The sequence below is a fragment of the Chryseobacterium sp. T20 genome (assembly GCF_047345655.1).
Lineage (GTDB): Bacteria > Bacteroidota > Bacteroidia > Flavobacteriales > Weeksellaceae > Chryseobacterium.
This window is the reverse complement of record NZ_JBLFDU010000003.1, coordinates 101,345-127,921: the sequence shown is the minus strand read 5'-3', so window position 1 is coordinate 127,921 and position 26,577 is coordinate 101,345. Positions and strand designations below refer to the sequence as shown.

Below are 26,577 nucleotides of genomic sequence, written 5' to 3'. Positions count from 1 at the left end.
CCCTAACTTAGATTAATAATAGCAACTAAGAGTCGTAGAAATAAGACTCAACCAGTATCTATCCTTTCTTCTGTTTCAAAGATTCATAGCAGGTAATAGCTACTGCATTACTCAGATTCAAAGAATCAATACTTCCAGCCATAGGAATTAAGGTGTTTTTTCCTTTTCCAATCCAGAAATCACTCAATCCGGAATGTTCTGTACCGAATAATACCGCAGAACGCTGTCTGAAATCTCTCTTATAAAGGTCTTCAGCACTTTCATCCATAAGCGTAGTGTAAATATTGAAACTGTTTTTCTGCAGGAATTCCAATGTTTCTTCATTTTCAGCCTGATAGACTTCCATTCCGAAAAGACAGCCAACACTGGATCTGATCACATTAGGGTTGTAGAAATCAGTTTTTCCATCAGCAACAATCAGTGCATCGACTCCAAAAGCTTCACAACTTCTTAAAATAGCACCAAGATTTCCTGGCTTTTCTACGCCTTCAACAATAATTACCGTAGAATCTTTTTTAGGAACAAAGGTCGAAAGTGGAGTTTCTTTTGCCTGGTAGATGCCGATAATTCCTTCAGAACTTCCTCTATAAGCTATTTTTTCATAGACTTTTTCACTTACATAATGGATTTTTCCATTGGGAAGTGTTCCTTTAAAGATATTTTCAGAGATAAAGAACTCCAGCGGCTCAAAATCATACTGCATGGCTCTTTCATTTTCCTGCTGGCCTTCTACGACAAAGACCTTTGATTTTTTACGAAACCTGTTGTCAGTAAGGAGCTTAGTGACATTTTTTATTTTATCGTTTTGAAAACTTTCTATCAACATGCTGCAAAATTATGCAAAATTTATGATTGAACTTCTCTGGTTTTGATAAAAAGGTTTTTCCATGTAACCTCCATTGGAGTTTTATTTTTCCTTTTAAAATGGATGACCACTAAGATCAGGACAACTATGGATAGGAATTTATAGAGGTTTCCATAGAAATTCCCGGAAACGTTTTCTGATACATTAAAGATTTCCCAGTACAGATTCATAAAAAAATGAAGGGAAATGGCGGTCCATAAGTTGTATTCCGATTCAAAATATGCCCAGGCGAAAAATATTGATCCTAAAAATGTAATGGTAAATATTTCGGTAAGTTCTACTAAGTTCTGACTTTGATACAAATGTACCTGTGCAAACAGCAATGACCCTGATAATGCAGAGGATAAAAATCCGAGTCTGGTAAAACGGTATAGTATTCCAATAAGAAAAGCTCTGAAAATAATCTCCTCAAAAAATGCTGATGAAAGAGTATTGATAAATAGGGATTCAAAATTTATTTTAGAGATTGTTTTAAAATGAACCAGGTATCCAATGAGCATAGGAATGGTTCCGGTAAATGCTAACATAAATCCTATGGTAATGGGTTTGTTTAATGAGAACAAATCAAGGATATTTCTTAGAGGTAACAGAATTTTTAATGTGACTATCAATGGAATTAATGTTACCGAATAAGCAATTATATGGGCTATTGCTTTACTGTGAAACAAATCTTTTGAGAAAGTCTGTATGGTTTTAAAAAAGAGAAAATCGAAGAAGTAATAGGCTGTAAACCCTAGAATAAAGATGAAAAAGAAGCGGATGTTTTTACTCATAACTGTTAATTTTGAGCAAAAATGTAGCTTTAAATCAATGTTTTCAAGTTAATGTGATGAATGACAAAGAATAGTGACGAATGACAAAATTTATAGATTTTGCTGCTGTAACTGAGGAATAATTGAAGGAATGAAACTTCTTGAAACAGGAATTTCAAAATCAATTTCCGGAAGAATTAATTTATAACCCTGAGCATTTCCTTTGAGTTTTTTTACCCTTCCAAGGTTGACAATATAAGAACGGTGACATTTTTTGACAGAACCTGTTTCGATTTGTTGTAAAGCATTGGCTAAACTTATTCTGATCAATGCTTTTTGTAAGCTGTTGTTCTCTAAAAAGTAGAATGTACAATAGTTTTCCATGGACTGAACGAATAGGAAATCGTTCTCATTGATGATAAGTTCTGTATTTTGTGCCGTTATTTTTAACAGATTTTGTCGTTGTTCAGAAGCCGAAACGGGAAGATGTTGAGAAATATCGCGGGCTTTCTTTTCATGAATATTCTTTAAATAGATGTACCGTGATAAAATATAGATGATAGAAATAGGAATTCCGACAGCCAAAGTATACAGGAACATATAAAAGTAATTGACTATATCCAGCTTTACATGGCTCAAGAATAATGAATTGTAAAAGTAGGATAGAACAGAACCCATACATAGAATGAAAGTTATTTTTAGGAGCTCTGAACCAATATTCCAGTTGCTGAAACGGGAAGTCATAAGATTAGCAATAAAAAATGCCATTCCAAAAATAATGCAATAGGGGAAAAGTAGTAAAAACTTGTAAGGATGTTGAAAGTTTTCCGTTCCAAAAGGTTGAAAAATAATCAGAAACAAATAGACAGCAACTCCTGCTCCCAATGAAGAAATGAAAATTTCCTTGAAAGATTCAGACTTTGGGTATGGATATGCTGTAAATGAAAACATAAAATCCGGGATTTAGCTTTCTGCTGGTTCAATAAAATTGCCGTTGTCGATAAGACTTTGAGGCAGGTCTTTTTTATTTTTAATTCCTAATGACTTCAATTTCTGAGTCTGGATCACCAGGTTGTCATTTCCGGTATGAAGCTGCTTGTAAGCATCATTGAATACATTTTTCGCCTGATCCAGATTTCGGCCTACTTTTTCCAGATTTTCTACAAAACCTACGAATTTGTCATAAAGTCTGGCTCCACGATCAGCAATTTCAATAGAATTCTTGTTTTGATATTCGCGTTTCCATAGATCAGCAATCAGCTTAAGAGAAGTGATCAGGTTGCTTGGGTTAAGCAGAAGAATTCTTCTTTCATAAGCATAGTTCCAAAGATTCTGGTCTGCCTGCATTGCCGCAATATAAGCCGGTTCACTTGGAATAAACATCATCACAAAATCCAATGATTTTCCATAGTCATCGTATGCTTTTTGACTGAGTTGATTAATATGGTTTTTGATAGATCCAAGGTGTTGGCTCAGTTTTATGGCGTAAACATCAGCATCGGTTTCATCTACCAATTCTGTGAAAGCGGTAAGAGATACTTTGGAATCTATGATGACATTCCTTTCGTCAGGGTATTTTACAACAGCATCAGGTCGCATTTTCTTTCCGGAGAATTCTGAGAATAAAGCTTTATTGTCTTCATCACGCAATTCATGTTCCAGGAAATATTCTCTTCCTTTTACCAATCCTGATTTTTCAAGAATGCTTTCCAGAATCATCTCACCCCAGTTCCCTTGGGTTTTGCTTTCTCCTTTCAGGGCACGGGTCAGTTTTTTGGCATCTTCGGAAATCTGCTGGTTCAGTTCTGCCAGTTCCTTTACTTTTTCAGCCAGAGAGAAACGCTCTTTATTTTCCTTTTCGTAGGCTTCGTTGACTTTATTTTTTAAATCCGCGATTTTCTCCTGAAAAGGTTCAAGGATATTTTTTAAGTTATTTTGATTTAAGGCAGTAAACTTTTCAGTTTTTTCTTCTAAAATCTTATTGGCAAGGTTTTCAAACTGAAGTTTAGAATCTTCCTGAATCTTAACAATTTCTTCTTTCTGGGTGTCAAGAGATTGTTGAAGACCTTCATTTTTGGCAGAAAGTTCAGAGTTTTTAGCAAAAAGAGTCTGTTTTTCAAGAATATGAGTTTCTATCTGAGAAGTCTGTCTCTGATTGACTTGTTTCAATTCCTGAAACTGAAGATTTAAAGATGAATATTCGGCAGATATTTTAGAAAATTCATTTTTCAGGTCATCCAGCAGATCCTGTTGCAGCATATTGGCTTCTTTTTCTTTATTGATATTCTGATGAAGTTCCTGAATTTTCAGGTTTGAATTTTCAAGATCAGATTGATTTCTAATAGATAAGGTGTTCAGTGCATCATAAGAACTTCTTGAAACCATTGATGATTTCAAGGCAAAATATAATATCACAGCGCCCAGTACACCACCGGCAATCAATCCAATAATTAAATATATCATCTCCATGTTTCAAAATTATGAAAAAAGGCTGGAAGAAGGAAGAGGGATGCTGGAAGTTACTTCTTTGCAGAAAAGAGCTGACTATTTTTTAAAATTAATTTCAATATTTTTAAAAGCTGAATAAAATGGGAGACCATTGTTTTATAAAATTATATTACCTCTCTCTTCCAGCCTCCAGCTTCCTTTCTGAACAAGAATACTTATATTTATGGGAAATTTCAGAGACTTATGAATATTTTGTTGGTAGAAGATGATCAAAGAATCAGCAATTTTCTGATTAAAGGCCTTTCTGAGGCTGGCTATAATACGACTCTTGCAGATTCCGGTGAAAAGGCGCGCGAGCTTCTTCATACCTATGATTTTGATATTATTTTAATGGATATCATGCTTCCCGGATTAGACGGAATGCAACTTACACAGATTATCAGATTTAAAGGAAACTATACCCCGATTTTGGTTCTAAGTGCCCTGAACAGTCCTGATGATAAAATCAAAATGCTCGATATGGGTGCTGATGATTATTTATCCAAACCCTTCCATTTTGAAGAACTGATTTCAAGGATTAAAGCTTTAACCAGAAGAAATAAACTGAGTTACCAAAAGGAGGATCAATATTTATCATGCGGAAATATTGTGATTGATACTGATCTTCATAAAGTAACCCAGAATGACAAGGAAATAGAATTTTCCCCTACGGAATACAAACTGTTTACTTTTCTGATGGAGAATAAAAATAAAGTACTGAGCAGAACCCAGATTTTACATAAAGTATGGGGAATTGATTTTGATAATACAACGAATGTAGTGGATGTTTATATTTCCTATGTCCGTAACAAGATTGACGAGACAGAACAGAAAATTATTCATACGGTAAAAGGAACCGGATATTTGATCAAAGACTGAAAATGACACTCAGAAACAGATTTACCCTTATTTCAAGCCTGTCATTCGGCATTGTTTCTATCATCACATCTGCGGTGATATTCTTTGCGTATTATGACAGTACCAAGATTTTTTATTTTGAAAAGCTAAGAAATACGGCTCTTATCTCTGCTATTTATTATCTCGAAAAGGATGAACTCCCGAAAGACCGTCATGCCCAAATCAAAAAAGAATACAATCACCTGATTCAGAATAACAGGGTAGCGGTTTATAATCAGAATAATGAAGTGACTTTTGGACACAATCTGAATGATAAGAATATAAAATCTTCTCATTTACAGGCTGTCCGAAATAACAAAGGAATACAGTTTATGTCTGATAATCAATTCTACTACGGAATTTTTTATCCGGATAATCAGGGAGATTTTGTGGTTTTCGTGAAATCTTCCAACGATTCTTTTCAGTCGCAGATCCTGAGATTGGCTATTATCATGCTTTCCGTATTGGTAATTGGGCTTTTGGCAATCTATTTTCTGAGCAGATATCTTTCTAAAGTGGTTTATAAACCTATCTCCAACGTAGTAGAACGGATCAATAAAGTGGAGTATAATAACATTTCTACGGCAATTATTACTTCTACCAATACCAATGACGAGATTGAAGATCTGATAAAGTCCTATAATAAACTGCTGGGCAGAATCTCTGAAAATGTGCTCCTACAGCAGAACTTTATCAATTATGTTTCCCATGAATTTAAAACACCTTTAGCTGCGATTTCCGGGAATCTTGAAGTCTTTGCCCAAAAAGACCGTACACCGGAAGAATATAAGAAAGTGGCCAAAGAGTCATTGGAAAACGTGTATGAGATTGAAAATATTCTCAACAATCTTTTACTGATGTCCGGAATGACAAAGCTTGAGTCTTCTCACAAACCTATGAGAGTGGATGAGCTGATCTGGAAGATTTATGAGAAATTAGAACCAAAAGCAAAAGAAAACCATTCATCCATTAAAATACAGCTTCAGGTAACGAAACCTGCTTTGCTGGAATTTCCCGGAAATGAAACGTTGTTATATCTCGCATTGTACAATATTGTAGAAAATGCGATCAAATATTCCTTTGATAAACCTGTAGTGATTACCTTATCAGAAAAGGGCAATCAGCTGTATATTGAGGTCAAAGATGAAGGAAGAGGTATTCCGGCTGACGATCTTGTGAAAATATCTGAGACTTTCTACAGAGGAAAAAATGTAGATACTGTGAAAGGCAGTGGAATTGGCTTGTCTCTTTCAAAAAGCATTTTTGATCATCATCATATTATAATGAAAATTGATTCTGCTGTGAATGTTGGGACCAGTGTTCTTCTTGAATTTCCTGCCCATTCATAATCGTGTTATTTGTGAAAATATTTGTGTTTTTCGTGTTTTTAAATAGTTCTAATCAAACTCTAATGTTGAACTAACCGAATTTTAATTTTCTTTACAATTTCCTCTAATATTAGACAAATAGCTTTGTGGTCTTAAAATAAGAGACCTTGAAGAAGCTATTTTTTACACTATTTTATATTCATTGTTTCAGTTTCTTTTCAGCGCAGATTTCAGATACCCTGAAAATTGGCAGAAAGGAAGCTGAGACTATCTTTTTGGCTAAAAATCTGGACCTCATTGCCCAAAAACTTGAAATTTCACAAGCCGAAGCAAGAGCCGTTCAGGCTAAATACTGGCCTAATCCTACATTAAGTATCAGCGAAGTCAATCTATGGAGAACTTATGACATAGAAGAACAGCCGGCATTGATTGGAAACTGGGGAAAAAGTACTCAGATTTCTGCTGAGATAGAACAGGTGATTCAAACTGCGGGTAAAAGGCGAAAAAATATTGAGCTCCAGAAAATAGAAGTGGAAGGAGAGAAGTATGAATTGCAGGAAGTTCTGCGTGAGCTTAAAAAGACCCTCAGAAATACCATTACCGAAGTTCTTTACAATCAGGAACAGCAGAAAATCTATCAGGGGCAAATTGCCTCCATTGAGAAATTAACAAAATCCTATAATAATCAATTAAACCTCGGGAATATCAGTAAAGCTGAGTACGTCCGCTTAAAAGCACAGGAAATTGAATTCAAGAAGAAGCTGATTTCATTAAAACAGGAAATCGAAGATCAGCAGGTCGAGCTTAAAGCCTTATTGATGCTGCCTTCTCAATCTTATCTGGTGATAACAGATTCATTTGTCATACCTGAAAAACAGCTTTCTGAGTTGGAAGTGAACCAATGGATAGACAAGGCAAAAGAAAACCGCCCTGATATTATGATTTCGAAAAATAAAGAGAAACACGCGGCTAAAAATCTGGAAATTCAAAATGCCATGAAAACTCCTGATGTTGCGGTTTCTATAGGATATGACCGTGGAGGAAATATTATGAAAGACTTTATAGGATTAGGTGTTTCTATGGATCTTCCCATTTTCGACCGTAATAAAGGGAATATCCAGGAAGCAAGGCTTGAGATTGAGAAAAGCAAACTGGAAACCCGCAAAAACATGTTGAAATCTGAGAACGAAATTGTTTCTGTCTTTAGAAATTATATCAGAACACAGCAGGTTTCAGAAGAGATCGATGACAATTACGAATCTACACTGGATGGTTTGCTGGTAAGCCATGAGAAAAACTTCAGACTAAGAAATATCAGTATGCTGGAGTACATGGATTTTCTGGATACCTACATCGGAAATAAAATGATCATCCTGGACACTAAAAAAGAATTGAATCAATACTACGAAAACCTGCAGTATGTTGTAGGACAAGATTTATAAGATATGAACAAAAATATTACTAAATACACTGCTGCAGCTTATCTGTCTGCCCTCATCATTTTTACAGGCTGTGCCGGAAAACAGGAAAATAAAGAAGCTGAAAAAAGTTATTGCATCAGCAAAGAACTTAAAAAAGATATTAAACTGGCCAAAGCAGAACTGCTTCCCATAGAAGAAAGTATTACGCTTACCGGAGAAGTGGAAAGCAATTCTGATAAAACAGTTCCTTTCGTAAGCCTTGTGGACGGAGTAGTCATAGACACCTATTTCTCACTTGGTGATTATGTGAAAAAAGGACAAACGTTGGCAAGTGTAAAAAGTACAGCTGTGAACGAAATGCAGGATGATACTCAAACTTTGCAGGCTCAGCTGGCAGTTGCGAAAAGAAAACTGTCTTCCGTAGAAGCCATGTATAAAGATGATATTGCCTCTCAGAAAGATTTGCAGGAAGCGCGTTCTGAAGTAGCTATACTGCAATCCAATATTTCCAAGACGCAGAAAAATATGCAGCTGTATTCAGCGGGAGGAAATACCATTCAGATAAAAGCTCCGGCAGACGGATATGTTATTTCAAAAAATATTTCTAAAGGAATGCCTGTTACTGCAGGAGGAGATCAATTGTTTACCATTTCCAATCTGGATAAAGTATGGGTAATGGCCAATGTATATGCTACCAACATGAGACATGTCTATGTAGACCAACCCGTAGTGGTCAAAACGCTTGCTTATCCTGATGACAGCTTTTCAGGGAAAATCAACAATATTTCTCAAGTTTTTAATGAAAATGAAAGAGTGCTTAAAGCTAAAATCATTATGGGTAATAACGGGATGAAGCTGAGACCGGGAATGTCTGCAGATGTTGTATTGCCAGTAAATTCACAAAATAAAAGCGCATTGGCTATTCCTGCGAAAGCATTAATCTTTGATAACAACCAAAGCTATGTAGTGGTGTATAAAAAAGACTGTGAACTTGAGATCAGACCCGTAACAGAGATTGCTTCCAACAGCCAGTATATTTATGTAGAAGGCAATTTAAAACCAGGTGAAAATGTGATTGCTTCCAACGGACTATTGATTTATGAGAACCTGAAAAACCAATTAAATACCTCCACGAAGTAATGCGAAAATTTGTACAGAATATAGTTTCCTTCTCTTTAAAAAACTCACTGATTGTTCTTTTGGGAACTTTTCTTTTGCTGGCCGGAGGAATCTATTCCTATATGCATACGCCCATTGAAGCATTTCCGGATGTTACCAATACAAGGGTGAGAGTCATTACCCAGTGGCCGGGAAGAAGTGCTGAAGAAATAGAAAAGTTCGTCACCTTACCCATTTCCAAAGAAATGAATGCGATCCCGAATAAAACTTCGGTGCGTTCTATTTCCTTATTCGGATTGTCTGTGGTGACAGTTATTTTTGATGATCATGTGAATGATTTTTATGCACAGCAATATGCTTCCAATAAACTCGGAAATGTAGAACTTCCTGCAGGAGCAGAATACAGTATTGAGCCTCCTTCCGGAGCTACCGGTGAAATTTACAGATATATAATCAAGAGTAAACTTCCCATCAAAGAAGTAACCGCTATTCAGGATTGGGTGGTGGAAAGAGAATTGCTTGCCGTTCCCGGAGTGGCTGATGTGGTAAGCTTTGGTGGAGAAGAGAAAACCTATGAAATAAAAATTAACCCTACCGAATTACACAATTACGACCTTTCCCCCCTGGATGTATATGAAGCGGTTTCGAAGAGTAATATCAATGTAGGAGGAGATGTAGTGGCAAAAGGTGATCAGGCTTATGTAGTGCGGGGGATTGGTCTTTTGGAGAAAAAAGAAGATATTGAGAATATTCAGATCGAGGTCAAAGGTTCTACGCCTATTCTGGTGAAACACGTAGCAGAAGTAAAAGTTTCTGCGAAACCGAGATTAGGACAGGTAGGATACAACAAAGACAATGATGTTGTAGAAGGAATTGTGATCATGCTTCGTGGTGAAAACCCAAGTGAAGTCATTGCAAGACTGAAAGACAGAATAGAAGAACTGAATGGGGGAGAACTTCCCGGTGATGTTCAGATTGTTCCGATCATTGACCGTACAGAACTTGTGAATACAACGGTTCATACGGTTTCCAAAAACCTTATTGAAGGAGTTATTCTGGTTTCCATCATTGTGTTTATTTTCCTTTACAACTGGAGAACCACTTTTATTGTAGCGTCAGTGATTCCTCTGGCTTTCCTGTTTGCTATTATTATGTTGAAAATTCAGGGTCTGCCAGCCAACCTGATTTCCATGGGAGCGCTCGACTTTGGATTGCTTCTGGAAGGAACACTGGTTATTGTAGAGCATGTCTTTGTCGCCCTCGAACTTAAAGCGAAAAAGATTGGACTGCGGAGATTCAATAAAATTTCAAAACTGGGAATCATCAAGAAAAGCGCAGGAAGTGTAGCAAGTTATATTTTCTTTGCCCTGTTGATTCTGATTGTTGCGCTGATGCCGATTTTCTCTTTCCAGAAAGTGGAAGGAAAAATGTTCTCACCATTAGCATTTACACTTGGGTATGCATTATTGGGATCACTGATCTTAAGCTTGACTTATGTTCCGGCAATGTGTAAACTGTTATTGACTAAAAATATTGAAGAGAAAGAAAACTTTATTTCAAGATTCTTCAGAGTTAATATTTATAGAATCTATGAATTCAGTGATCGTCATAAAAAAGGATTTATCATTGGTTTCATTGCTTTGCTTGCTGTTTGTGGATGGAGATTCTCCAATTACGGATCTGAATTTTTACCCAAACTGAACGAAGGAGCCATCTACGTAAGAGCAACCCTTCCCAACAGTGTTAATCTGGATGAATCTGTACGATTGACTAAAGAGATGAAAGAGATTCTCATGAAGTATGATGAAGTAAAATTTGTCATGACCCAGACAGGTCGACCTAATGACGGGACAGATCCTACCGGATTTTTTAATATCGAATTCAATATTCAGCTGAAGCCGGAAAATGAATGGAAGAAAAAAATATCCAAAGAAGAACTCCTTGAAGAAATGAGAGTTTCCCTTGAGAGATTTCCGGGTATCAATTTTGGATTCAGCCAGCCGATTCAGGATAATGTGGAAGAATATGTAGCAGGAGTGAAAGCTCCGCTGGTGATTAAGATTTTTGGAAATGATCTTTTCGAACTTGAAAATTATGCCAATAAAGTAGCTAACTCCATCAGAACCGTTCCGGGAATATCGGATGTGAATGTTTTTAAGAATATCGGATTACCGGAACTGAGAATACAGCTTCACGATTCTAAAATGGCAAAATATGGAGTGTCCACAGCAGATGCCCAGGCAGTTATCGAAATGACCATCGGAGGACAGGCTGCCACCAAGTTTTATGAAGAAGAAAGAATGTTTGACGTAATGCTTAGGTTCGAAAAAGATTACAGAGATACTCCTGAAAAGATGGGGAACATTCTCATCCCGACTCAGGACAATAAAAAAGTTCCGCTGAAAGAAATTGCAACCATTGATTATCATACCGGACCATCATTTATTTACCGTGAAGGAAACAGCAGATATATCGGAGTTGGATTCAATATTGAAGGGCGTGATTTAGGAAGTACCATTCAGGAAGCCAAAGCCAAAGTAGATAAGGAAGTAAAGCTTCCGAAGAATCATAAAATGACGTGGGCCGGAGAATTTGAAAGTAAAGAAAGAGCTGCAAAACAGCTGGCTATGGTAGTACCGATTTCTTTAGTTCTTATTCTGATGCTGTTGTATTTCAACTTCGGAAACATCAAAGACACTCTGATTTCGTCTATTACATTAGCATTTGCGTTTATCGGAGGGTTTTTATCCCTTTGGTTTACGGGAACCATCTTCGGAATTTCAGCAGGAATCGGTTTTATTATTCTTTTCGGAGTGGCCACCATTGATGGTATCGTTCTGATCGGAGTGATGAAAGAGAATCTGCAAAACAGGATGTCCCTCAAAGAATCCATAGCAGAAGGAGTGAAAAGCAGAATCCGTCCGGTAGTAATGATTGCCCTGATGGGATCCATGGGACTTCTTCCGGCAGCGATGTCAAACGGAATGGGGTCGGAGATTCAGAAACCTTTAGCCATTATGATTGTAGGCGGGCTGATCGTCTGTATGCTGCTGTCATTTACAATATTACCTATCATTTTCCATTATGCCTACCGTAAAAAGCATAAGGAAGCAATATAGTTTCTTTTATTTTGTTCATTATGAGGCCGGGATCCGTGAGGAAGATCCCGGCCTTTTTTTGTTTTTAATTCTCTTCTTCTAATAAAGCTTTCAAATAAAACTTGTGGCCATCATCGGTATAAGAATAACTAGCATTTTCTATCTTATATTGAATGATTTTGTATTCTCTCAGTTTGCTAAAGATGTCTCTGATAATAGAGTTGTTGGGCTTTATATTGCGAACTAAATTAGCTCCATTGGAATATATGTAATCAAAAAGGTTAGTGCAAGTCTCATACTCTATAGGTTCTCCTGTTAAAAGCTTCTTTAATTCAGTGTAGTTTAGTCCATTATATAATGTTTCTTGTTTGTTTGGTAAAGCATTTCTTAATTCATTATTTTCTTTTGTTAATCTAGCTATCTCATCTGCAAGTAAACTTGTATTTACAGCATTATCCCCTCTAATCCAACCTATCAACTCTTTTCTATAACTAAAGTCTGATAATGTTTCGTGAATTGCAATTTTAATATCTTTATTATCATCACAATACTTAATCATTTTTGACATTACTAGTTTCTTAAATTGACCTAGTTCCTTATTGTTTTCTGATTCTAGTACAGCTTTACCAGTTTTAGATACCTTCCTATCAATGAAATTTTCTGATAATACGACTGCAAAAAGTGGTTTGTTTTGTTCTACTGCATATTCATATTCAAGTTGCGTGTAACTTTTTCCGCTGGTCATTTCGATACTACCATATCTTCCGCCGAGGATTAACATATAAACATCACTTTCATCTATCCATCTTTTTATAATTGTCATTTGACTTTCATCAGCTGCAGTAAATAATTCCATACCTGCGGGAATATTTCCTGAAGAAAGTATTGCTTCAACTGCTGCTTGGCGTTCTTCAATTAAATCTGTAAATGTTGAGGATACAAAAACCTGTAATTTTTTTTCTTTCATAGGTTCGAAATTATGGTATATAGTTGGTTTTACTTTATGGGAAACCATATTTGAATAAGTTTAAGAGTTCTTTGTAGATTCTAAAATCTCAATATTCTTTACTACATCGCTGCTTTCACATTTTTTTAGTTCTTTTAAAAGAGAAGGAGTGAGGATCTTCGGGTTCAGAATTTGGGTAGCAACTTTAGCGGCTGCGTAATCAACAATCCCAATCACAGATTCTCTCAGGAAATTCGGGGTGTTGGAAGCGATGACTGCTGTTGCCCAGGAAGTATCTCTTGCTTTGGAAATAGCAAAATCCAATACAGCATTATCTTTTCCATTAGAGAGTTTGTCTACAAGATTCACAGGATAACAGATTTTGTTTAAAGAATCCTGTACGTTCTGATTAATGGAAGCGATGACATTATTAATGTTCTCAAAATCTTTTTTTAAAGGATTTATTTTCCGGTAAGGCATAATAGAAGCAGCCGAAACACCGAGATCAAGATTGATGTGTGCATTCATCCCAAGGAATATATGCTGCAATATCAAAAGATTCTTGTTTTTAGTAGCTTCAAAAGCGGTATACCAGGAATTGGTGCATCTTTCTCCTTTGCTGTAGCTTTCCCATGCCTGAAGATACCTTTGTGCAAAAGCAATATCAAGTAATGTCATTCTGGGATTATCTTCAAATTTTTTCTGCTGAATTCCTTTCAGAACCTGTGCGGTCATGATCCGGTAAGTACAGGCAAAATATCCTGCGGGACTCTTGTTTTCCTTACACCAGATAATAATTTCATCCAGTTTTTTCAGAACTTCCTCAATGGTTTTCATGATGGTTTTTGTTTACTTAAAGATAATAAAAAAGTGAGCCGGAAAGCTCACTTTATGTATTGTTCATTCTGATTATGGGGTGATGGTTATCGGATCAGTGATGATAATCGGATCAGGAAAAGGCTCAAGAACCAGTTGTTTGCACATGGCTGCCGGTTGACAAGTTCCTCCCATGCATATAAAGTTAGTCATTGTGGTAGTGCCGTCAGGACATCTGATCATTCCTTCACCATGGCATCCTCCGGGACATTCCGCTGGATACAGTGTTCCTCCGAATACATCTTTCAGCTCTGTTCTTGAAAGTTTTGTAATGTTTAATTTTTTCATGAGTTTAATTTTTAATTATGGTATTGGTTTGTTGTAACCCGCTCACAATTAATAGAGTGAGTTGAGTTGCTGATAAGCTAAAATAATTAAATTAATTCATCAAAACAAGAAACGTAGTTTAATATTTTCGTAATAATTATTTGAAATGTAGTGGATTAAAAAATAAATTGTATATTTATTTCCAGGTAAAGAGAAATAATAAAGAGGAATCCGAAAATCTTAAAGAGTAGGAAATCAAATTAAACTAAATTAATCATGAAAAATTTAAAAAGCTTAAACAGAAAAGAGTTAAAAACTGTTTTGGGTGGTGCAGCATTAGCTTGTGAAGCACCTGTAGATGGAGGCTGTCAGGCAGGGTACATATTCTGCAGCAATCCTTACTGCTGTTATCCACCAAGAAAACCATATATCTGTTTTGATTAAGAAAAAAATCCCTCAACTGAGGGATTTCTTATTTATTAAGGATTTTCTTTTGAGATCTCATCGTGATGCTTCAGATACAAAGGTAACGCTGCTGAACCATACCAAGGGAAAATTTCATAGCTGAAAACACCAGCCTGAACCGCTGGATCGGTTTTTACCCATTGTTCAGCTTCTTCCTTAGATTTGGTGTTGAAAATAAACATGCCGCGGTAGTTTTCCTTATTCTTTTCAAGGAATGGCCCGGCAACAACAATTTTGCCTTCATCTGCCAGTTTCCCGATATTAGCCATATGACCTTTCATGAGTTCGCCCATTTTGGCTTTGTCTTCAATTTTAGCAGAACCTGTTGTCAGCATGACAATCGTATAAGGCTTCATTCCATATTTGTCAGCTCCTAAAGAAGTAGCCAGTTCCTGGTTATATTTAGGCTTTTCTGCTTTCTTTTCCTGAGCAAAAGAAAATGCTGATAGGAGAAGACCTGCAAGTAGTAATGTTCTTGATTTCATCTTGTTTTATTTTGATAAATATAATAAATCCTTATAGATTTTTGAAAACTGAATTTTAAGTGATGATATAAAACAAAAACCTCGATGACTTCGAGGTTTATATCTAATTGTTCTGATGAGGTTATTAATCTTTAATTCGTAAAAATTCTTTTGCCAATTCAATCATCTTTGGATCTCCGGTATATTTACCATGCTCATCGGAAAGTTTTACCGTAGGAATCCATTCTTTATTGGGAGCCTGTACACCGATCAGTTTCATAACGATATTCATTGGTTTCAATCCTACATCATTGGTAAGGTTGGTTCCGATTCCGAATGAGATGCCAATTTTTCCTCTGCAGTAATTGGTGATTTCCTCTACTTTTTCAAGATTTAAAGCATCAGAAAAAATAATATATTTAAACATAGGATTAATCCCGTTTCTTTGATAGTGGGCAATGGTTTTATCTGCAAATTCCAAAGCGTCACCACTGTCATGGCGAACCCCATCGAAAAGCTTCGCAAATTTTTTGTCGAACTGTTGGAAGAAAACATCGGTAGTATAAGTATCAGACAAGGCCACTCCAAGATCACCTCTGTAAACATCTACCCAGTGTTCAAGGGCCATTTCATTGGCCATTTTGAATCCATATTCAGCTGCGTGGAACATAAACCATTCGTGAGCATGCGTTCCGATTGGTTTTACGCCGTACTTCATAGCAAAATGAACATTTGAACTTCCGATAAATGTAGATTCTTTTTTCTGAGTTAAAGCTTCCATTACAAGATTCTGTACCTTGTAAGAGTGTCTTCTTCTCGTTCCGAATTCTGCAAATGTTACTCCAAGTCTTCCCAATGAGTCAGCCTTTTCGATTGTTTTGCTCATCACCATTTCGTTGGAATCCCTTTCCATGTGGTTCATCTCGTAATGCAGCTCACTGATTAATGCAAGTAGTGGAACTTCCCAAAGAATGGTTCTGTACCAAAGTCCTTCCACAATAACGGAAAGATCACCTCCTTCCTGATGGATTTTTACTTCAGATGGGTCATAATGGTAGCCTTCTAAAAAATCAAGATAGGGTAGATCTATATAAGGACATGTTCTTGCCATGAATTTTTTCTCGTCCTTCGTAAGCTTAAGTTCAGCCATTTTATTCACAGCTTCTCTTAAAGCAGCGTCAAATCCTTCCGGGAAGTGGTGCTTTCCTCTGTTGATAAATTCATATTTTACAATAGAACCAGGAAATAGCTTTACCACAGCATTCTGCATGGTTATTTTATAGAAATCATTATCAAGGATAGAGTTTAATCTGACGTCGTTCATAATATGTGTAATTTTAACGCAAATATAAAAATAAAAAATAATATCCCCTAAATGTAAGGCGATTTTTTGGAAATATTTCCATGCTTTTTGATGGAGTTACTTTCCAGGATCGGAATTCTACATCCAAACTTGTTTTTCCTTCTTGGTAATATAGTTGCGTATTTGAGAGTTTGACCTAAGTATAATTTATAACGGTATTCTGCATAGTATTGTTATGAAAATCTTTGTCGGGTATTGAGTTAAAAGGTAATGCAGACTTTTTTTTGTAATAAAATTTAATAATTTACTTTTGTTCTCCATATTTATTTAGGCAGTAAAATGAAAAAATACGGGTTTATAAGTGTTTTTGTTTTTCTATTAGGCTATTTTTTTTACTTAGTTTCGGAGATTCTTTCTTTGCCAAAGGGTGTAGGCTATTTTTACCCTGTTGATGATGTTTATATTCATTTGGAGGTAGCAAAAAATATAGCTGATCAATTTTTATTTTCTATCAACTCCAATTCATTTGATCCCGCATCTTCATCTATATTGTATAGTTTCTTTTTGAGCCTTTTAATAAAAGTTTTTGGGGATTCATCTTATTATCCTTTGTTGATTAATCTTACGTTTGGGGTTTTAACAAGTTTTTACGCAGCCAATTTTATTGTCCTTCAATACGGAAAGAAGTTTGCACTTTTTTTTGTTCTTCTGTTGCAGCCATTAGCAATGATTTATCTTTCCTCTATATTAGGAATGGAGCATACTATCCATATATTCCTCATAGTTCTGTTTTTTATTTTTTATAATAAATTAGTTTCAGGAGATTTGAAGGCTTTCTCCTATTTATTAATAGTCATTTTTTTTCTCGGAGCAGTAAGATTTGAAAGTGTGTTCTTCATTTCTGCCGTTATTTTTGTTTTTGTAGGTCAGAAAAAATTTAGACAGGGCTTGTTGATTGGTTTTGTCGGTTTTTTCCCTATCATAATGTATGGATTGTATTCTCTTCTTATGGGAGGTTTATTTTTTCCAAATTCAGTACTTGTCAAAAGTAATTTTCATGTTTCAGATGTAGAAAGTTGTATAACAATGTTGAAAAGCAAGTTTTTGGATGTGGATTATATCAAATATTTGTTTCCTTTCAGTATATTTTATTTAACATATGCTTTTTCCAGATATAGAAATGCAAAACTTCAAAGAGTTCTTGAAATGGAAGCATTGCCAATCATCATTTTGCTTACTTCTTACGGGCAGCTCATTTTTGGAATAATGACATTTAGATATGAAAATTATTTGATGATTGCCTATCTTTTTATTGGAGTTAAAATTTGTGATTTTTATTTTAAAACTTCAGGTTTCTCTATTCCTAAACTTTTTGCTTTTTTATTTGTAGGCTACTCGGTAGTTTTTGGACTATTCAAAATGTATTGGTATCATCCGGTTTTATATACTGATTCTAAAAATCTTTACTACAATCAATATAAGCTCGCACAGTTTTTAAAAAAGTATTATTATTCTGAAACAATTGTAGCCAATGATATTGGCGCAATCACCTATTTTACAAATATTGAAGTTTTAGATATGTATGGATTGGGAAGTACGGATGTTGCAAAATATAAATATAAAAACCCTGATGGTAATGATTTTTCATATTTTATGGGAGAATTAAGTTACCGAAAAAATGCGCGAATTGCTGTAATCTATCCGGAATGGTTTGTAAATCAAATTCCCAAAGATTGGGTTTTGGTTGGAAAATGGAAAATGAGTGATTTTAGAAATCCTCATATAAGGTATGTCAATTTTTATGCTGTTACAAAAAATGACATACCTTATTTAAGAAAAAGTTTAAAAGAGTTTAAATAGAATTACTTCCCAAGATAAGAGTTATACATCCAAACTTCTTTCTCCTGCTCGGTAATATAGTCGCTCATTTGCGAGTTGGTACCTTCATCTCCTGCTTCATCTGTAATATCCAAAAGTTCTCTCTGCAGATCAATCACCACTTTGAATGAGCTTAGAATCTGCTCAACACTTTTGGTACCATCAGTTACTTCTTTGCTTTCCTTAATGGTTGCTACCTTTAAGTAATCTGAATAGTTATGAGCAGGCGTAGCTCCTAACGTAAGGATTCTTTCTGCAATTTCGTCAATCTTTAATACAAGGCTGTTATACAATTCCTCAAACTTCGGATGAAGGGTAAAAAACTGTTCTCCTTTAATGTTCCAGTGAGAACCTCTTGTGTTCTGATAGAATACAGAATAGTTAGCCAATAAAATGTTTAATTTTTCTGAAATCTTTTTGCAATCGGCTTCTTTAAGGCCAATGATACTAGCATTTTTCATATGTATATATTTATTTTTTTAAGGTTAGATACAATCACTGCTTCCATTAAGTATGGGAGGAAGCTTTTTTGATGTGATTGATAGTTTATCATTTTGTATATCTCAAATTTACGAAATATCGTGCCGAATTCCACTGATTATTAATAGATCATAACTATAAGAAAGTTTTTAAATATAGTTTGGAAGTATTAATATTGTGCTTATTTAAAACAGACCTCAGAAATTACAGACTATTATGCTTTTTGATACCCTTATCAATATCCCTGAAAATAAAGAAAGATCACTGGTAAAATATTTCAGTATTGGAATTGTACTGATTTATATTGGTGTTTTTATCGCATTATATCTGAAAGCTGAAGAACCGTTTTCAGCCTGGACTATTTCTGATTGGCTGATCAATTATACAGATGGCGGTTTCAAAAGAAGAGGCCTTTTGGGAGACGTATTTTTTTATATACAGGATATAACGGGATTGAAATTACAATTTCAGATCTTTATTCTTCAGATCGTGGGGCTGTCGGGAATTCTGTACGGGACGCTTTTATACCTGAAAAAATATAAGGTTGACCTTTTTTATCTGAGCATCATGGCCTCACCTTATATTCTTTTATTTCCTGCATTGACTGTGAGAAATGCTGGCAGAAGAGAAATCATATTGATTATTATAATGCTTTGGTATTCTTTTGCAAAAAGATCTAAGCTTAATGATGCGTTATTATGGATTTTGTATATCATTTTTCTTTTCATACACGAGGCCGGATTTTTTTTCTTTCCCTTTTTATTATGGATTAATTATTCCAAATGGCAGAAAATTAATATTAAATACTTCCTGTCTATAACCGCAGCTGCTTTTGCCAGTATTGGTCTGATCTATTTTTTGGGTGGAAATGTGAACCAGGGAGAAAGTTTATCGATCCTGAAAAGCAGAGGAGTGGTTTTTCAGAAAGAGAATATTTTTGATCTGGAATATTATTTTGATTTTAACTATGTTCTTCAGTACAAATTATCATTTCTGGTTCATGCTATTGAGCTCCTTGTTATGATATTTCAGATAGGACTTTATATTTATCTGTTTAAAAAAGAATCATTCTATAACTACCTTTTCTGTAATATGATCTGCCTTCTTTGGGTTGCTCCTTTATATTATCTTGGAATTGACTGGATGAGATGGAATTATATTTACTCCACATTATTATTTATTGTGTTTACATCGCTGTTAAAAACAAATGATTCCGGAATGATATCATTCAATAATAACCCGATAAAATCTTCTTATCTTATTTTTTCCGGTGTTTTTTATGTACTGATTCTCTTACATCTTCAGCATGATACCATGATTGAATGGATTCAAAACTATCTTATGTAGAATTAAATTTGAAATCATCATAAGGATAAGAACATTTCTAAATACATCAGATCTGATATCCGGAATTTATTTTAAAAGAAAAAAATATTGAAAATCCGGAGTCGATAAATTTCATAATTATTTAATACTCATTTTTTAGGATGTAAAATCCATTTCTTCCTGCTTGTTTTCCGCATGTATATTGTACTTCTATATTGATACTCATGAAATGTGTTTCATTTCCGATGTAAGTATTTGATTTTAATTTTTATATAAGAGTTTGCAGATTAAAAAAATATTACTATTTTTGCACCCTAAAATAAAAAGCAATTAAATGCCTACTATTCAACAATTAGTAAGAAAAGGAAGAGCCACGCTTGCCAAGAAGAGCAAATCGGCTGCCCTAGATTCTTGTCCACAAAGACGTGGTGTATGTACGAGAGTATATACAACTACACCTAAGAAACCTAACTCTGCACTTAGAAAAGTAGCAAGGGTAAGACTTTCTAACGGTAAAGAAGTTAACGCCTATATCCCGGGCGAAGGACACAATCTTCAGGAGCACTCGATAGTATTGGTTAGAGGCGGAAGGGTGAAAGACCTACCGGGAGTACGTTACCACATCGTAAGAGGTGCATTAGACACCGCTGGTGTAAATGGAAGAACTCAGAGAAGATCTAAGTACGGAGCTAAGAGACCTAAACCAGGACAAGCAGCTGCTGCTCCTGCAAAAGGAAAGAAAAAATAATCATTAAATAAGGTACAAAAGCAATGAGAAAGACAAAAGCGAAAAAAAGACCGTTGTTACCAGATCCGAAATTTAATGATCAATTGGTAACGAGATTCGTAAACAACTTAATGCTTGACGGTAAGAAGTCAATCGCATTCAAAATTTTCTATGATGCATTAGAGATCGTAGAAACTAAAAAAGGAGATAACGAAAAAACTGCACTTGAAATCTGGAAAGATGCACTTACAAATGTAATGCCTCACGTAGAAGTACGTTCTAGAAGAGTAGGTGGAGCTAACTTCCAAATCCCTATGCCAATCAGAGCTGATAGAAAGATTTCTATGGCAATGAAATGGTTAATCAAATATTCTAAAGCTAGAAATGATAAGTCTATGGCTTTGAAATTAGCTAACGAAGTTGTAGCTGCTTCAAGAGAAGAAGGTGCTGCTTTCAAAAAGAAATCTGATACTCACAAAATGGCGGAAGCTAACAAAGCTTTCTCACACTTCAAATTCTAATCTGAAATGGGAAGAGATCTTAAATTTACAAGAAATATTGGTATCGCTGCTCACATTGATGCAGGTAAGACTACCACTACAGAAAGGATTCTATTCTATACAGGGGTAAACCACAAAATTGGAGAAGTTCACGATGGTGCTTCTACAATGGACTGGATGGAGCAGGAAGCAGAAAGAGGTATTACTATTACTTCTGCAGCGACCACTTGTTCTTGGAACTTTCCAACAGATCAAGGAAAACCTCTAGCTGATACTAAGCCTTACCACTTCAACATCATTGATACACCGGGACACGTTGACTTCACAGTAGAGGTAAACAGATCTTTAAGAGTATTGGATGGATTGGTATTCTTATTCTCTGCAGTAGATGGAGTAGAGCCTCAGTCTGAAACAAACTGGAGACTTGCTGACAACTACAAAGTTGCAAGAATGGGATTCGTAAACAAAATGGACAGACAAGGTGCTGACTTCCTTAACGTGGTAAACCAGGTTAAAGAAATGTTAGGATCTAATGCAGTTCCAATCGTTTTACCAATCGGTGCTGAAGAAGATTTCAAAGGTGTTGTTGACTTAATTAAAAACAGAGCGATCATCTGGGATGAAGCAGGACAAGGAGCTACTTTCGAAGTAGTGCCAATTCCTGAAGATATGAAAGATGAAGTTCTTGAATATAGAGAGAAACTAGTAGAAGCTGTTTCTGAATATGACGAAACTTTGATGGAGAAATTCTTCGAAGATCCGGATTCAATTACAGAAGAAGAAATCAATGCTGCATTGAGAGCTGCTACTATCGATTTATCTATTATCCCAATGACTTGTGGTTCTTCATTCAAGAATAAAGGAGTACAGTTTATGTTGGATGCAGTATGTAAATACCTTCCTTCTCCATTGGATAAAGATGATATCAAAGGTACTGATCCAAGAACAGACGCTGAGATCACAAGAAAACCATCTGTAGATGAGCCTTTCTCTGCATTAGCATTTAAGATTGCTACTGACCCGTTCGTGGGAAGATTAGCATTCTTCAGAGCTTACTCTGGAAGACTGGATGCAGGTTCTTATATCTTGAACACTCGTTCAGGTGATAAAGAAAGAATCTCTAGAATCTATCAGATGCACGCTAACAAGCAAAATCCAGTAGAATATATTGAAGCTGGAGATATTGGTGCAGCAGTTGGATTCAAGTCTATCAAAACTGGTGATACGATGTGTGATGAGAAAAACCCGATCATTCTTGAATCTATGGTTTTCCCTGATCCGGTAATTGGTATCGCTGTTGAGCCTAAAACTAAAGCTGACCAGGATAAAATGGGTAACGCTTTAGCTAAATTGGCTGAAGAAGATCCTACGTTTACTGTTAGAACTGACGAAGCTTCTGGACAAACGATTATCTCTGGTATGGGTGAGCTTCACTTAGATATCATTGTTGACCGTATGAAGAGAGAGTTCAAAGTTGAAGTAAACCAAGGACAACCTCAGGTAGAGTACAAAGAAAACTTAACAAAAGTTGCTCAACACAGAGAAGTTTACAAAAAACAATCTGGTGGTAAAGGTAAATTTGCTGACATTGTATTTGAACTAGGACCTGCAGACGAAGGTAAAATTGGTTTAGAATTCATCAATGAGATCAAAGGTGGTAACGTTCCTAGAGAATTTGTTCCTGCAATTGAAAAAGGATTTAAAGCTGCAATGAAGAACGGTCCTTTGGCTGGTTTCGAAGTTGAAGGTATTAAAGTTACTCTTAAAGATGGATCTTTCCACGCGGTGGATTCTGATGCTCTTTCATTTGAAATGGCTGCTAAATTAGGATTTAAAGAAGCGGGACGTGCTGCTAAGCCAGTAATTATGGAGCCTATTATGAAACTGGAAGTTGTAACTCCGGAAGAATATATGGGTAACATCATTGGTGACCTTAACAAAAGAAGAGGTACTATCAGTGGTCAGGAAGAGAAAAACGGTGCTGTTGTAATCAAAGGTTCTGTTCCACTTTCTGAAATGTTTGGATACGTAACTACTCTAAGAACACTTTCATCAGGAAGAGCTACTTCTTCTATGGAATTAGAGAAGTACCAAGCTACTCCACAAAACGTTGCTGAAGAAATCATAGCTAAAGCAAAAGGTTAATTTTTAAATTAAAGAAATGTCACAAAGAATCAGAATAAAACTAAAATCTTACGATTACAACTTGGTAGACAAGTCTGCTGAGAAAATCGTAAAAACGGTAAAGGCTACTGGTGCTGTTGTAAACGGTCCAATTCCATTGCCAACGAATAAGAGAATCTTCACAGTGTTGAGATCTCCGCACGTAAACAAGAAAGCAAGAGAGCAGTTCCAATTATCAGCTCACAAGAGACTAATGGATATCTACTCTTCTTCTTCTAAAACTGTTGATGCTCTAATGAAATTAGAACTTCCTTCAGGTGTAGACGTTGAAATTAAAGTGTGATAAATGCATACTTTGCAATGATTATACAATCCGTTCCTTTTCAGGGACGGATTTTTTTTATGCATACAACCTAAAATGCTAAAACATGCGAAGGATGTAGATTTGTATATCACCAAATCTGCTTTTTTTTGAATTGTACTTTCTGTAACCATAAAAGACCTTGGGAGGATAACCCTTAAGGATGCTATAGATCTGTTTGGAGATTACAATAGGTCGCTGGATATGATTAATGATCTGATATTAATAGTTCTTTTCAGGGTGACATATGTCACTCTTGTTTATTTATTTAGAATTAATAAAAATAATAATTTTGCAAAAAATTATCAGATGAATAAAGTAGTATCCTTTTCTCTGCTTGTATTAGGTGGGGTTTTTGTAAATGCACAGAAAGTTAATGATTCTATCAAAAAGTCGAAAGAAATTGATGAAGTAGAATTATTCGGTGAAAGAAAAAAGCAACCGCAAGGTTTAGAAGCAATTACAAGATTGCCTTTAAAAACCAGAGACCAGATTCAGAGTATTTCTGTAATCTCTCATAAAGTAATTGAAGACCTGGGAGGGCTGACCGTTACTGATGTAGCAAAGAATGTTCCGGGAGTGACCCAGTTCGGTAGCTATGGAGGGACCAGAGAAAGTATGTCTATCAGAGGATACCGAGGAGTGCCAGTTTTAAAGAATGGAGTACAGATGGATTCCGATTTCCGTACTGCGGGAATGCTTACTGATATGCAGGGAATAGAAAGTATTCAGATAATTAAAGGCTCTGCTGCCGTTACACAAGGAATTGGTGATGGTCTGGGATCAGCAGGAGGTGTGATTAATGTGGTAACAAAAGTACCTAAATTTATCAATCAGACTAATGTAGGTTTCAGATATGGAAGCTGGGATTTCTATAGACCAACAGTTGATTTCCAGAGAGTGCTAGATTCTCAAGGGAAGGTTGCTGTTAGATTAAATGCTGCCTATCAAAATAATAACAGCTTCAGAAGATTTATTAATACAGAACGTATTTATGTAAATCCATCTATTGCCATTCGTCCGGATGATAAAACGGAAATTGTAGTGGAAATGGATTATATGCATAACAATACAACACCGGATAGAGGAACTGTAAACCTAGCTAAAGGAGACACTGAGGCAATATACAGAATGCCGGGAAGAAAATTCCTTGGATTTTCTACAGATAATGCAAAGACTGAAACATTCAACTTTTCAACAACTGTAAACCGAAAGCTGACTGAGAAATTAAAATTAAGAGCTGCTTATATGAGCTCATCTTATCAGACTGAAATTGTGGGTGCAGCTCTGGCTCCTTTAAAGAGAGATAATCCAACGGAATTCCGTAACAGAACATTGACAAGATCTGATAGAGAGGATTTAAATAAAGTATTTCAATTTGATTTTATCGGGGCTGATGTAATGACAGGGTTCATGAAACATACTTTTCAGGTAGGTTTTGACTGGAAAGAATCTAATGTTACAACTACTTCTTATAAAGCTAAAGATGTAGACCAGATTAATGTTCTGAATGAAATCAACAATATTCTTCCTGCTGGAGTGAACATAGACCTATCAACAGCGAATGCTATTAATACAGTAGCGCCTACTATGGGATTAATGGCGCAGGATGTTATTACGTTCAACAAATATATTAAGGCTCATTTAGGAGTTCGTTATAGCAGATTAATCGGTTCAGATAAAGAAAAAGATTATGCATGGAACCCTTCATTGGGGATTATGATTTCTCCTATTGAAAATATGAACATCTTTGGTTCCTATACAAGTACTACAGCGTTGAGAAGTTCCAATAATGTATTGTTCAGCGGAGGAACTGTTGGAGCATCTACTACCAAACAATGGGAGGCTGGGATTAAATCCGACTGGCTAAATGAAAGATTAAGATTTAATGTAACCGTTTTTGATATCAATACAGATAATTTATCCTACGAACTTCTTGATGGTGGAAATCCTACAGGAAAATATGCACTTGCAGGGAACTTAAAAAGAAAAGGGGTTGAAGTGGAGTTGATCGGTAAAATTCTTCCCAATCTACAGGTAATGACGGGATGGGCTTATGTGGATGCACAGTATAAAGACAGTCCTTCATTTGTGAACGGTTCAGCACCTATTAATACCCCTAAGCATTCTGCTAATGCATGGTTAAATTATAAATTCGATACAGGGGTTCTTACAGGGCTTGACGTAGGAGCAGGAATTTATTTTGTAGGAGAAAGACCGGTGGATGATTATAAACAAAAATATAGCAATACGGAAAATGGCTATGTGAACGGAACTCAGCCGGGAGAAAAACCTTTCTTTATGCCGCAGTATACTACAGTAGATGCTCAGATAGGATATTCTTTCAAAAATGGATTAGGATTAAGAGGGTTCTTCAATAACATCTTTGATTCTGTAGGGTATAACTCTTATTTCAGAGGTGGGTACATTGACCAGATTCAGCCGAGAAACTTTGCTGTACAGGTAAACTATAAATTCTAACTCAAAAAAAATATTATGAAAATTACCAGAACAGTATTCTTATCATTGATTGCCGTAGCTGGTTTAGCTTCATGTTCCGAAGAGCATTTGTCTGAAGAAGAACTGAAAACAGCCAGAGAAAATATTGAAAAAAGTTACAATAATCCTAAAAGTATATACTCTTGGGGGAACATTTCTCCCTGGAAGGATCATTGGAATAATACATTTTATCCAAAACCTTTTTCATCTGCTCAAATCGGAAAGAGTATGATAGCAGAAGAAAAACAGAACCTTGAAAACCGTTTTTCAGGAAAAATCAAATAATATATTTCACACATTCATATCAATTTTAATTAGAAAACATTAAGACAGTAGTATTGTCTTAATGTTTTTGTTTGTATTTATGATTCCTGATTCCTGTTAATTTTATACA

At 35.6% G+C, this 26,577-nt stretch carries 24 protein-coding genes; 14 read left to right on the top strand and 10 right to left on the bottom strand.

What is annotated here, in order from left to right; all coding sequences use genetic code 11:
• Positions 1–58: 58 nt before the first annotated feature.
• The 4 genes from ACMA47_RS09150 to rmuC form a co-directional block, all read right to left on the bottom strand.
• A complete protein-coding gene (locus ACMA47_RS09150) occupies positions 59–826 on the bottom strand; it encodes a TrmH family RNA methyltransferase (protein WP_413929543.1) in 768 nt (255 codons plus the stop codon).
• A 20-nt stretch (positions 827–846) separates the two neighbouring features.
• On the bottom strand, positions 847–1,638 hold the full coding sequence (locus tag ACMA47_RS09145; protein ID WP_413929542.1) for a type II CAAX prenyl endopeptidase Rce1 family protein: 792 nt from the start codon (positions 1,636–1,638) through the stop codon (positions 847–849).
• A gap of 90 nt (positions 1,639–1,728) precedes the next feature.
• Entirely contained in the window at positions 1,729–2,568 is an 840-nt protein-coding gene (locus tag ACMA47_RS09140; protein ID WP_413929541.1) for a LytTR family transcriptional regulator DNA-binding domain-containing protein, read from the bottom strand.
• Between the two features lie 12 nt (positions 2,569–2,580).
• Positions 2,581–4,086, bottom strand: a complete 1,506-nt coding sequence (gene rmuC / locus ACMA47_RS09135) for a DNA recombination protein RmuC (protein ID WP_413929540.1) — start codon at positions 4,084–4,086, stop codon at positions 2,581–2,583.
• A 222-nt stretch (positions 4,087–4,308) separates the two neighbouring features.
• On the opposite strand from rmuC, the gene ACMA47_RS09130 reads away from it, so the two are divergent.
• The 5 genes from ACMA47_RS09130 to ACMA47_RS09110 all read left to right on the top strand — a co-directional run bounded on the left by ACMA47_RS09130 (position 4,309) and on the right by ACMA47_RS09110 (position 11,988).
• Positions 4,309–4,983, top strand: coding sequence for a response regulator transcription factor (locus tag ACMA47_RS09130; protein WP_413929539.1), 675 nt, complete (start codon positions 4,309–4,311; stop codon positions 4,981–4,983).
• Positions 4,984–4,985: 2 nt separating this feature from the next.
• Positions 4,986–6,350, top strand: a complete 1,365-nt coding sequence (locus ACMA47_RS09125; RefSeq protein WP_413929538.1) for an ATP-binding protein — start codon at positions 4,986–4,988, stop codon at positions 6,348–6,350.
• A 146-nt stretch (positions 6,351–6,496) separates the two neighbouring features.
• Positions 6,497–7,771 carry a TolC family protein gene (locus tag ACMA47_RS09120; RefSeq protein WP_413929537.1) on the top strand — a complete coding sequence of 425 codons (1,275 nt, stop codon included), beginning with the start codon at positions 6,497–6,499 and terminating at the stop codon, positions 7,769–7,771.
• A gap of 3 nt (positions 7,772–7,774) precedes the next feature.
• Complete coding sequence (locus ACMA47_RS09115) at positions 7,775–8,890, top strand: efflux RND transporter periplasmic adaptor subunit (protein WP_413929536.1); 1,116 nt, start codon at positions 7,775–7,777, stop codon at positions 8,888–8,890.
• Positions 8,890–11,988, top strand: coding sequence for an efflux RND transporter permease subunit (locus tag ACMA47_RS09110; protein WP_413929535.1), 3,099 nt, complete (start codon positions 8,890–8,892; stop codon positions 11,986–11,988). The genes ACMA47_RS09115 and ACMA47_RS09110 overlap by 1 nt, the downstream gene beginning before the upstream one ends.
• 64 nt (positions 11,989–12,052) lie before the next feature.
• Here ACMA47_RS09110 and ACMA47_RS09105 read toward each other — a convergent pair whose 3' ends face one another.
• The 3 genes from ACMA47_RS09105 to ACMA47_RS09095 all read right to left on the bottom strand — a co-directional run bounded on the left by ACMA47_RS09105 (position 12,053) and on the right by ACMA47_RS09095 (position 14,077).
• A complete protein-coding gene (locus ACMA47_RS09105; protein ID WP_413929534.1) occupies positions 12,053–12,934 on the bottom strand; it encodes a DUF4062 domain-containing protein in 882 nt (293 codons plus the stop codon).
• A 60-nt stretch (positions 12,935–12,994) separates the two neighbouring features.
• Positions 12,995–13,750: a DUF5995 family protein gene (locus ACMA47_RS09100; RefSeq protein ID WP_413929533.1), complete on the bottom strand. Its 756-nt coding sequence runs from the start codon at positions 13,748–13,750 to the stop codon at positions 12,995–12,997.
• Positions 13,751–13,822: 72 nt separating this feature from the next.
• Positions 13,823–14,077 (bottom strand): hypothetical protein, encoded by a 255-nt coding sequence (locus ACMA47_RS09095; RefSeq protein ID WP_413929532.1) that lies wholly within the window; start codon positions 14,075–14,077, stop codon positions 13,823–13,825.
• 255 nt (positions 14,078–14,332) lie between these two features.
• Here ACMA47_RS09095 and ACMA47_RS09090 point away from each other — a divergent pair, with 255 nt between their 5' ends.
• The gene (locus ACMA47_RS09090) at positions 14,333–14,500 is read left to right on the top strand and encodes a bacteriocin-like protein (RefSeq protein ID WP_413929531.1); all 168 of its coding nucleotides are present in this window, start codon (positions 14,333–14,335) and stop codon (positions 14,498–14,500) included.
• 35 nt (positions 14,501–14,535) lie between these two features.
• Here the strand turns inward: ACMA47_RS09090 and ACMA47_RS09085 are convergent, their stop codons facing one another.
• Complete coding sequence (locus tag ACMA47_RS09085) at positions 14,536–15,006, bottom strand: YciI family protein (RefSeq protein ID WP_413929530.1); 471 nt, start codon at positions 15,004–15,006, stop codon at positions 14,536–14,538.
• Positions 15,007–15,130: 124 nt separating this feature from the next.
• On the bottom strand, positions 15,131–16,309 hold the full coding sequence (gene pncB / locus ACMA47_RS09080; RefSeq protein ID WP_413929529.1) for a nicotinate phosphoribosyltransferase: 1,179 nt from the start codon (positions 16,307–16,309) through the stop codon (positions 15,131–15,133).
• A gap of 1,065 nt (positions 16,310–17,374) precedes the next feature.
• Here pncB and ACMA47_RS09075 point away from each other — a divergent pair.
• Positions 17,375–18,148, top strand: coding sequence for a hypothetical protein (locus tag ACMA47_RS09075; RefSeq protein WP_413929528.1), 774 nt, complete (start codon positions 17,375–17,377; stop codon positions 18,146–18,148).
• 2 nt (positions 18,149–18,150) lie between these two features.
• Here ACMA47_RS09075 and ACMA47_RS09070 read toward each other — a convergent pair whose 3' ends face one another.
• Positions 18,151–18,627, bottom strand: coding sequence for a Dps family protein (locus ACMA47_RS09070; RefSeq protein WP_034694650.1), 477 nt, complete (start codon positions 18,625–18,627; stop codon positions 18,151–18,153).
• Positions 18,628–18,862: 235 nt separating this feature from the next.
• Between ACMA47_RS09070 and ACMA47_RS09065 the strand changes: the two genes are divergently transcribed.
• From ACMA47_RS09065 to ACMA47_RS09035, 7 genes are all read left to right on the top strand, one after another.
• Positions 18,863–19,993, top strand: coding sequence for a hypothetical protein (locus ACMA47_RS09065; protein ID WP_413929527.1), 1,131 nt, complete (start codon positions 18,863–18,865; stop codon positions 19,991–19,993).
• Positions 19,994–20,306: 313 nt separating this feature from the next.
• Entirely contained in the window at positions 20,307–20,720 is a 414-nt protein-coding gene (gene rpsL, locus ACMA47_RS09060; RefSeq protein ID WP_002983146.1) for a 30S ribosomal protein S12, read from the top strand.
• Positions 20,721–20,743: 23 nt separating this feature from the next.
• Positions 20,744–21,220: a 30S ribosomal protein S7 gene (gene rpsG / locus ACMA47_RS09055; protein WP_034694654.1), complete on the top strand. Its 477-nt coding sequence runs from the start codon at positions 20,744–20,746 to the stop codon at positions 21,218–21,220.
• A 6-nt stretch (positions 21,221–21,226) separates the two neighbouring features.
• Positions 21,227–23,344: an elongation factor G gene (fusA, locus tag ACMA47_RS09050; RefSeq protein WP_413929526.1), complete on the top strand. Its 2,118-nt coding sequence runs from the start codon at positions 21,227–21,229 to the stop codon at positions 23,342–23,344.
• A gap of 16 nt (positions 23,345–23,360) precedes the next feature.
• Positions 23,361–23,666, top strand: coding sequence for a 30S ribosomal protein S10 (rpsJ, locus tag ACMA47_RS09045; RefSeq protein WP_002661363.1), 306 nt, complete (start codon positions 23,361–23,363; stop codon positions 23,664–23,666).
• A gap of 327 nt (positions 23,667–23,993) precedes the next feature.
• A complete protein-coding gene (locus ACMA47_RS09040; RefSeq protein ID WP_413929525.1) occupies positions 23,994–26,165 on the top strand; it encodes a TonB-dependent siderophore receptor in 2,172 nt (723 codons plus the stop codon).
• A gap of 15 nt (positions 26,166–26,180) precedes the next feature.
• Complete coding sequence (locus tag ACMA47_RS09035) at positions 26,181–26,468, top strand: hypothetical protein (protein WP_413929524.1); 288 nt, start codon at positions 26,181–26,183, stop codon at positions 26,466–26,468.
• Positions 26,469–26,577: the final 109 nt, after the last annotated feature.

Excerpts from the sequence above, each read along its gene's own strand:
- ACMA47_RS09150 (WP_413929543.1), bottom strand. The coding sequence starts at position 826 with ATGTTGATAGAAAGTTTTCAAAACGATAAAATAAAAAATGTCACTAAG.
- ACMA47_RS09145 (WP_413929542.1), bottom strand. The coding sequence starts at position 1,638 with ATGAGTAAAAACATCCGCTTCTTTTTCATCTTTATTCTAGGGTTTACA.
- ACMA47_RS09140 (WP_413929541.1), bottom strand. The coding sequence starts at position 2,568 with ATGTTTTCATTTACAGCATATCCATACCCAAAGTCTGAATCTTTCAAG.
- rmuC (WP_413929540.1), bottom strand. The coding sequence starts at position 4,086 with ATGGAGATGATATATTTAATTATTGGATTGATTGCCGGTGGTGTACTG.
- ACMA47_RS09130 (WP_413929539.1), top strand. The coding sequence starts at position 4,309 with ATGAATATTTTGTTGGTAGAAGATGATCAAAGAATCAGCAATTTTCTG.
- ACMA47_RS09125 (WP_413929538.1), top strand. The coding sequence starts at position 4,986 with ATGACACTCAGAAACAGATTTACCCTTATTTCAAGCCTGTCATTCGGC.
- ACMA47_RS09115 (WP_413929536.1), top strand. The coding sequence starts at position 7,775 with ATGAACAAAAATATTACTAAATACACTGCTGCAGCTTATCTGTCTGCC.
- ACMA47_RS09110 (WP_413929535.1), top strand. The coding sequence starts at position 8,890 with ATGCGAAAATTTGTACAGAATATAGTTTCCTTCTCTTTAAAAAACTCA.
- ACMA47_RS09105 (WP_413929534.1), bottom strand. The coding sequence starts at position 12,934 with ATGAAAGAAAAAAAATTACAGGTTTTTGTATCCTCAACATTTACAGAT.
- ACMA47_RS09100 (WP_413929533.1), bottom strand. The coding sequence starts at position 13,750 with ATGAAAACCATTGAGGAAGTTCTGAAAAAACTGGATGAAATTATTATC.
- ACMA47_RS09095 (WP_413929532.1), bottom strand. The coding sequence starts at position 14,077 with ATGAAAAAATTAAACATTACAAAACTTTCAAGAACAGAGCTGAAAGAT.
- ACMA47_RS09090 (WP_413929531.1), top strand. The coding sequence starts at position 14,333 with ATGAAAAATTTAAAAAGCTTAAACAGAAAAGAGTTAAAAACTGTTTTG.
- ACMA47_RS09085 (WP_413929530.1), bottom strand. The coding sequence starts at position 15,006 with ATGAAATCAAGAACATTACTACTTGCAGGTCTTCTCCTATCAGCATTT.
- pncB (WP_413929529.1), bottom strand. The coding sequence starts at position 16,309 with ATGAACGACGTCAGATTAAACTCTATCCTTGATAATGATTTCTATAAA.
- ACMA47_RS09075 (WP_413929528.1), top strand. The coding sequence starts at position 17,375 with ATGTTGAAAAGCAAGTTTTTGGATGTGGATTATATCAAATATTTGTTT.
- ACMA47_RS09070 (WP_034694650.1), bottom strand. The coding sequence starts at position 18,627 with ATGAAAAATGCTAGTATCATTGGCCTTAAAGAAGCCGATTGCAAAAAG.
- ACMA47_RS09065 (WP_413929527.1), top strand. The coding sequence starts at position 18,863 with ATGCTTTTTGATACCCTTATCAATATCCCTGAAAATAAAGAAAGATCA.
- rpsL (WP_002983146.1), top strand. The coding sequence starts at position 20,307 with ATGCCTACTATTCAACAATTAGTAAGAAAAGGAAGAGCCACGCTTGCC.
- rpsG (WP_034694654.1), top strand. The coding sequence starts at position 20,744 with ATGAGAAAGACAAAAGCGAAAAAAAGACCGTTGTTACCAGATCCGAAA.
- fusA (WP_413929526.1), top strand. The coding sequence starts at position 21,227 with ATGGGAAGAGATCTTAAATTTACAAGAAATATTGGTATCGCTGCTCAC.
- rpsJ (WP_002661363.1), top strand. The coding sequence starts at position 23,361 with ATGTCACAAAGAATCAGAATAAAACTAAAATCTTACGATTACAACTTG.
- ACMA47_RS09040 (WP_413929525.1), top strand. The coding sequence starts at position 23,994 with ATGAATAAAGTAGTATCCTTTTCTCTGCTTGTATTAGGTGGGGTTTTT.
- ACMA47_RS09035 (WP_413929524.1), top strand. The coding sequence starts at position 26,181 with ATGAAAATTACCAGAACAGTATTCTTATCATTGATTGCCGTAGCTGGT.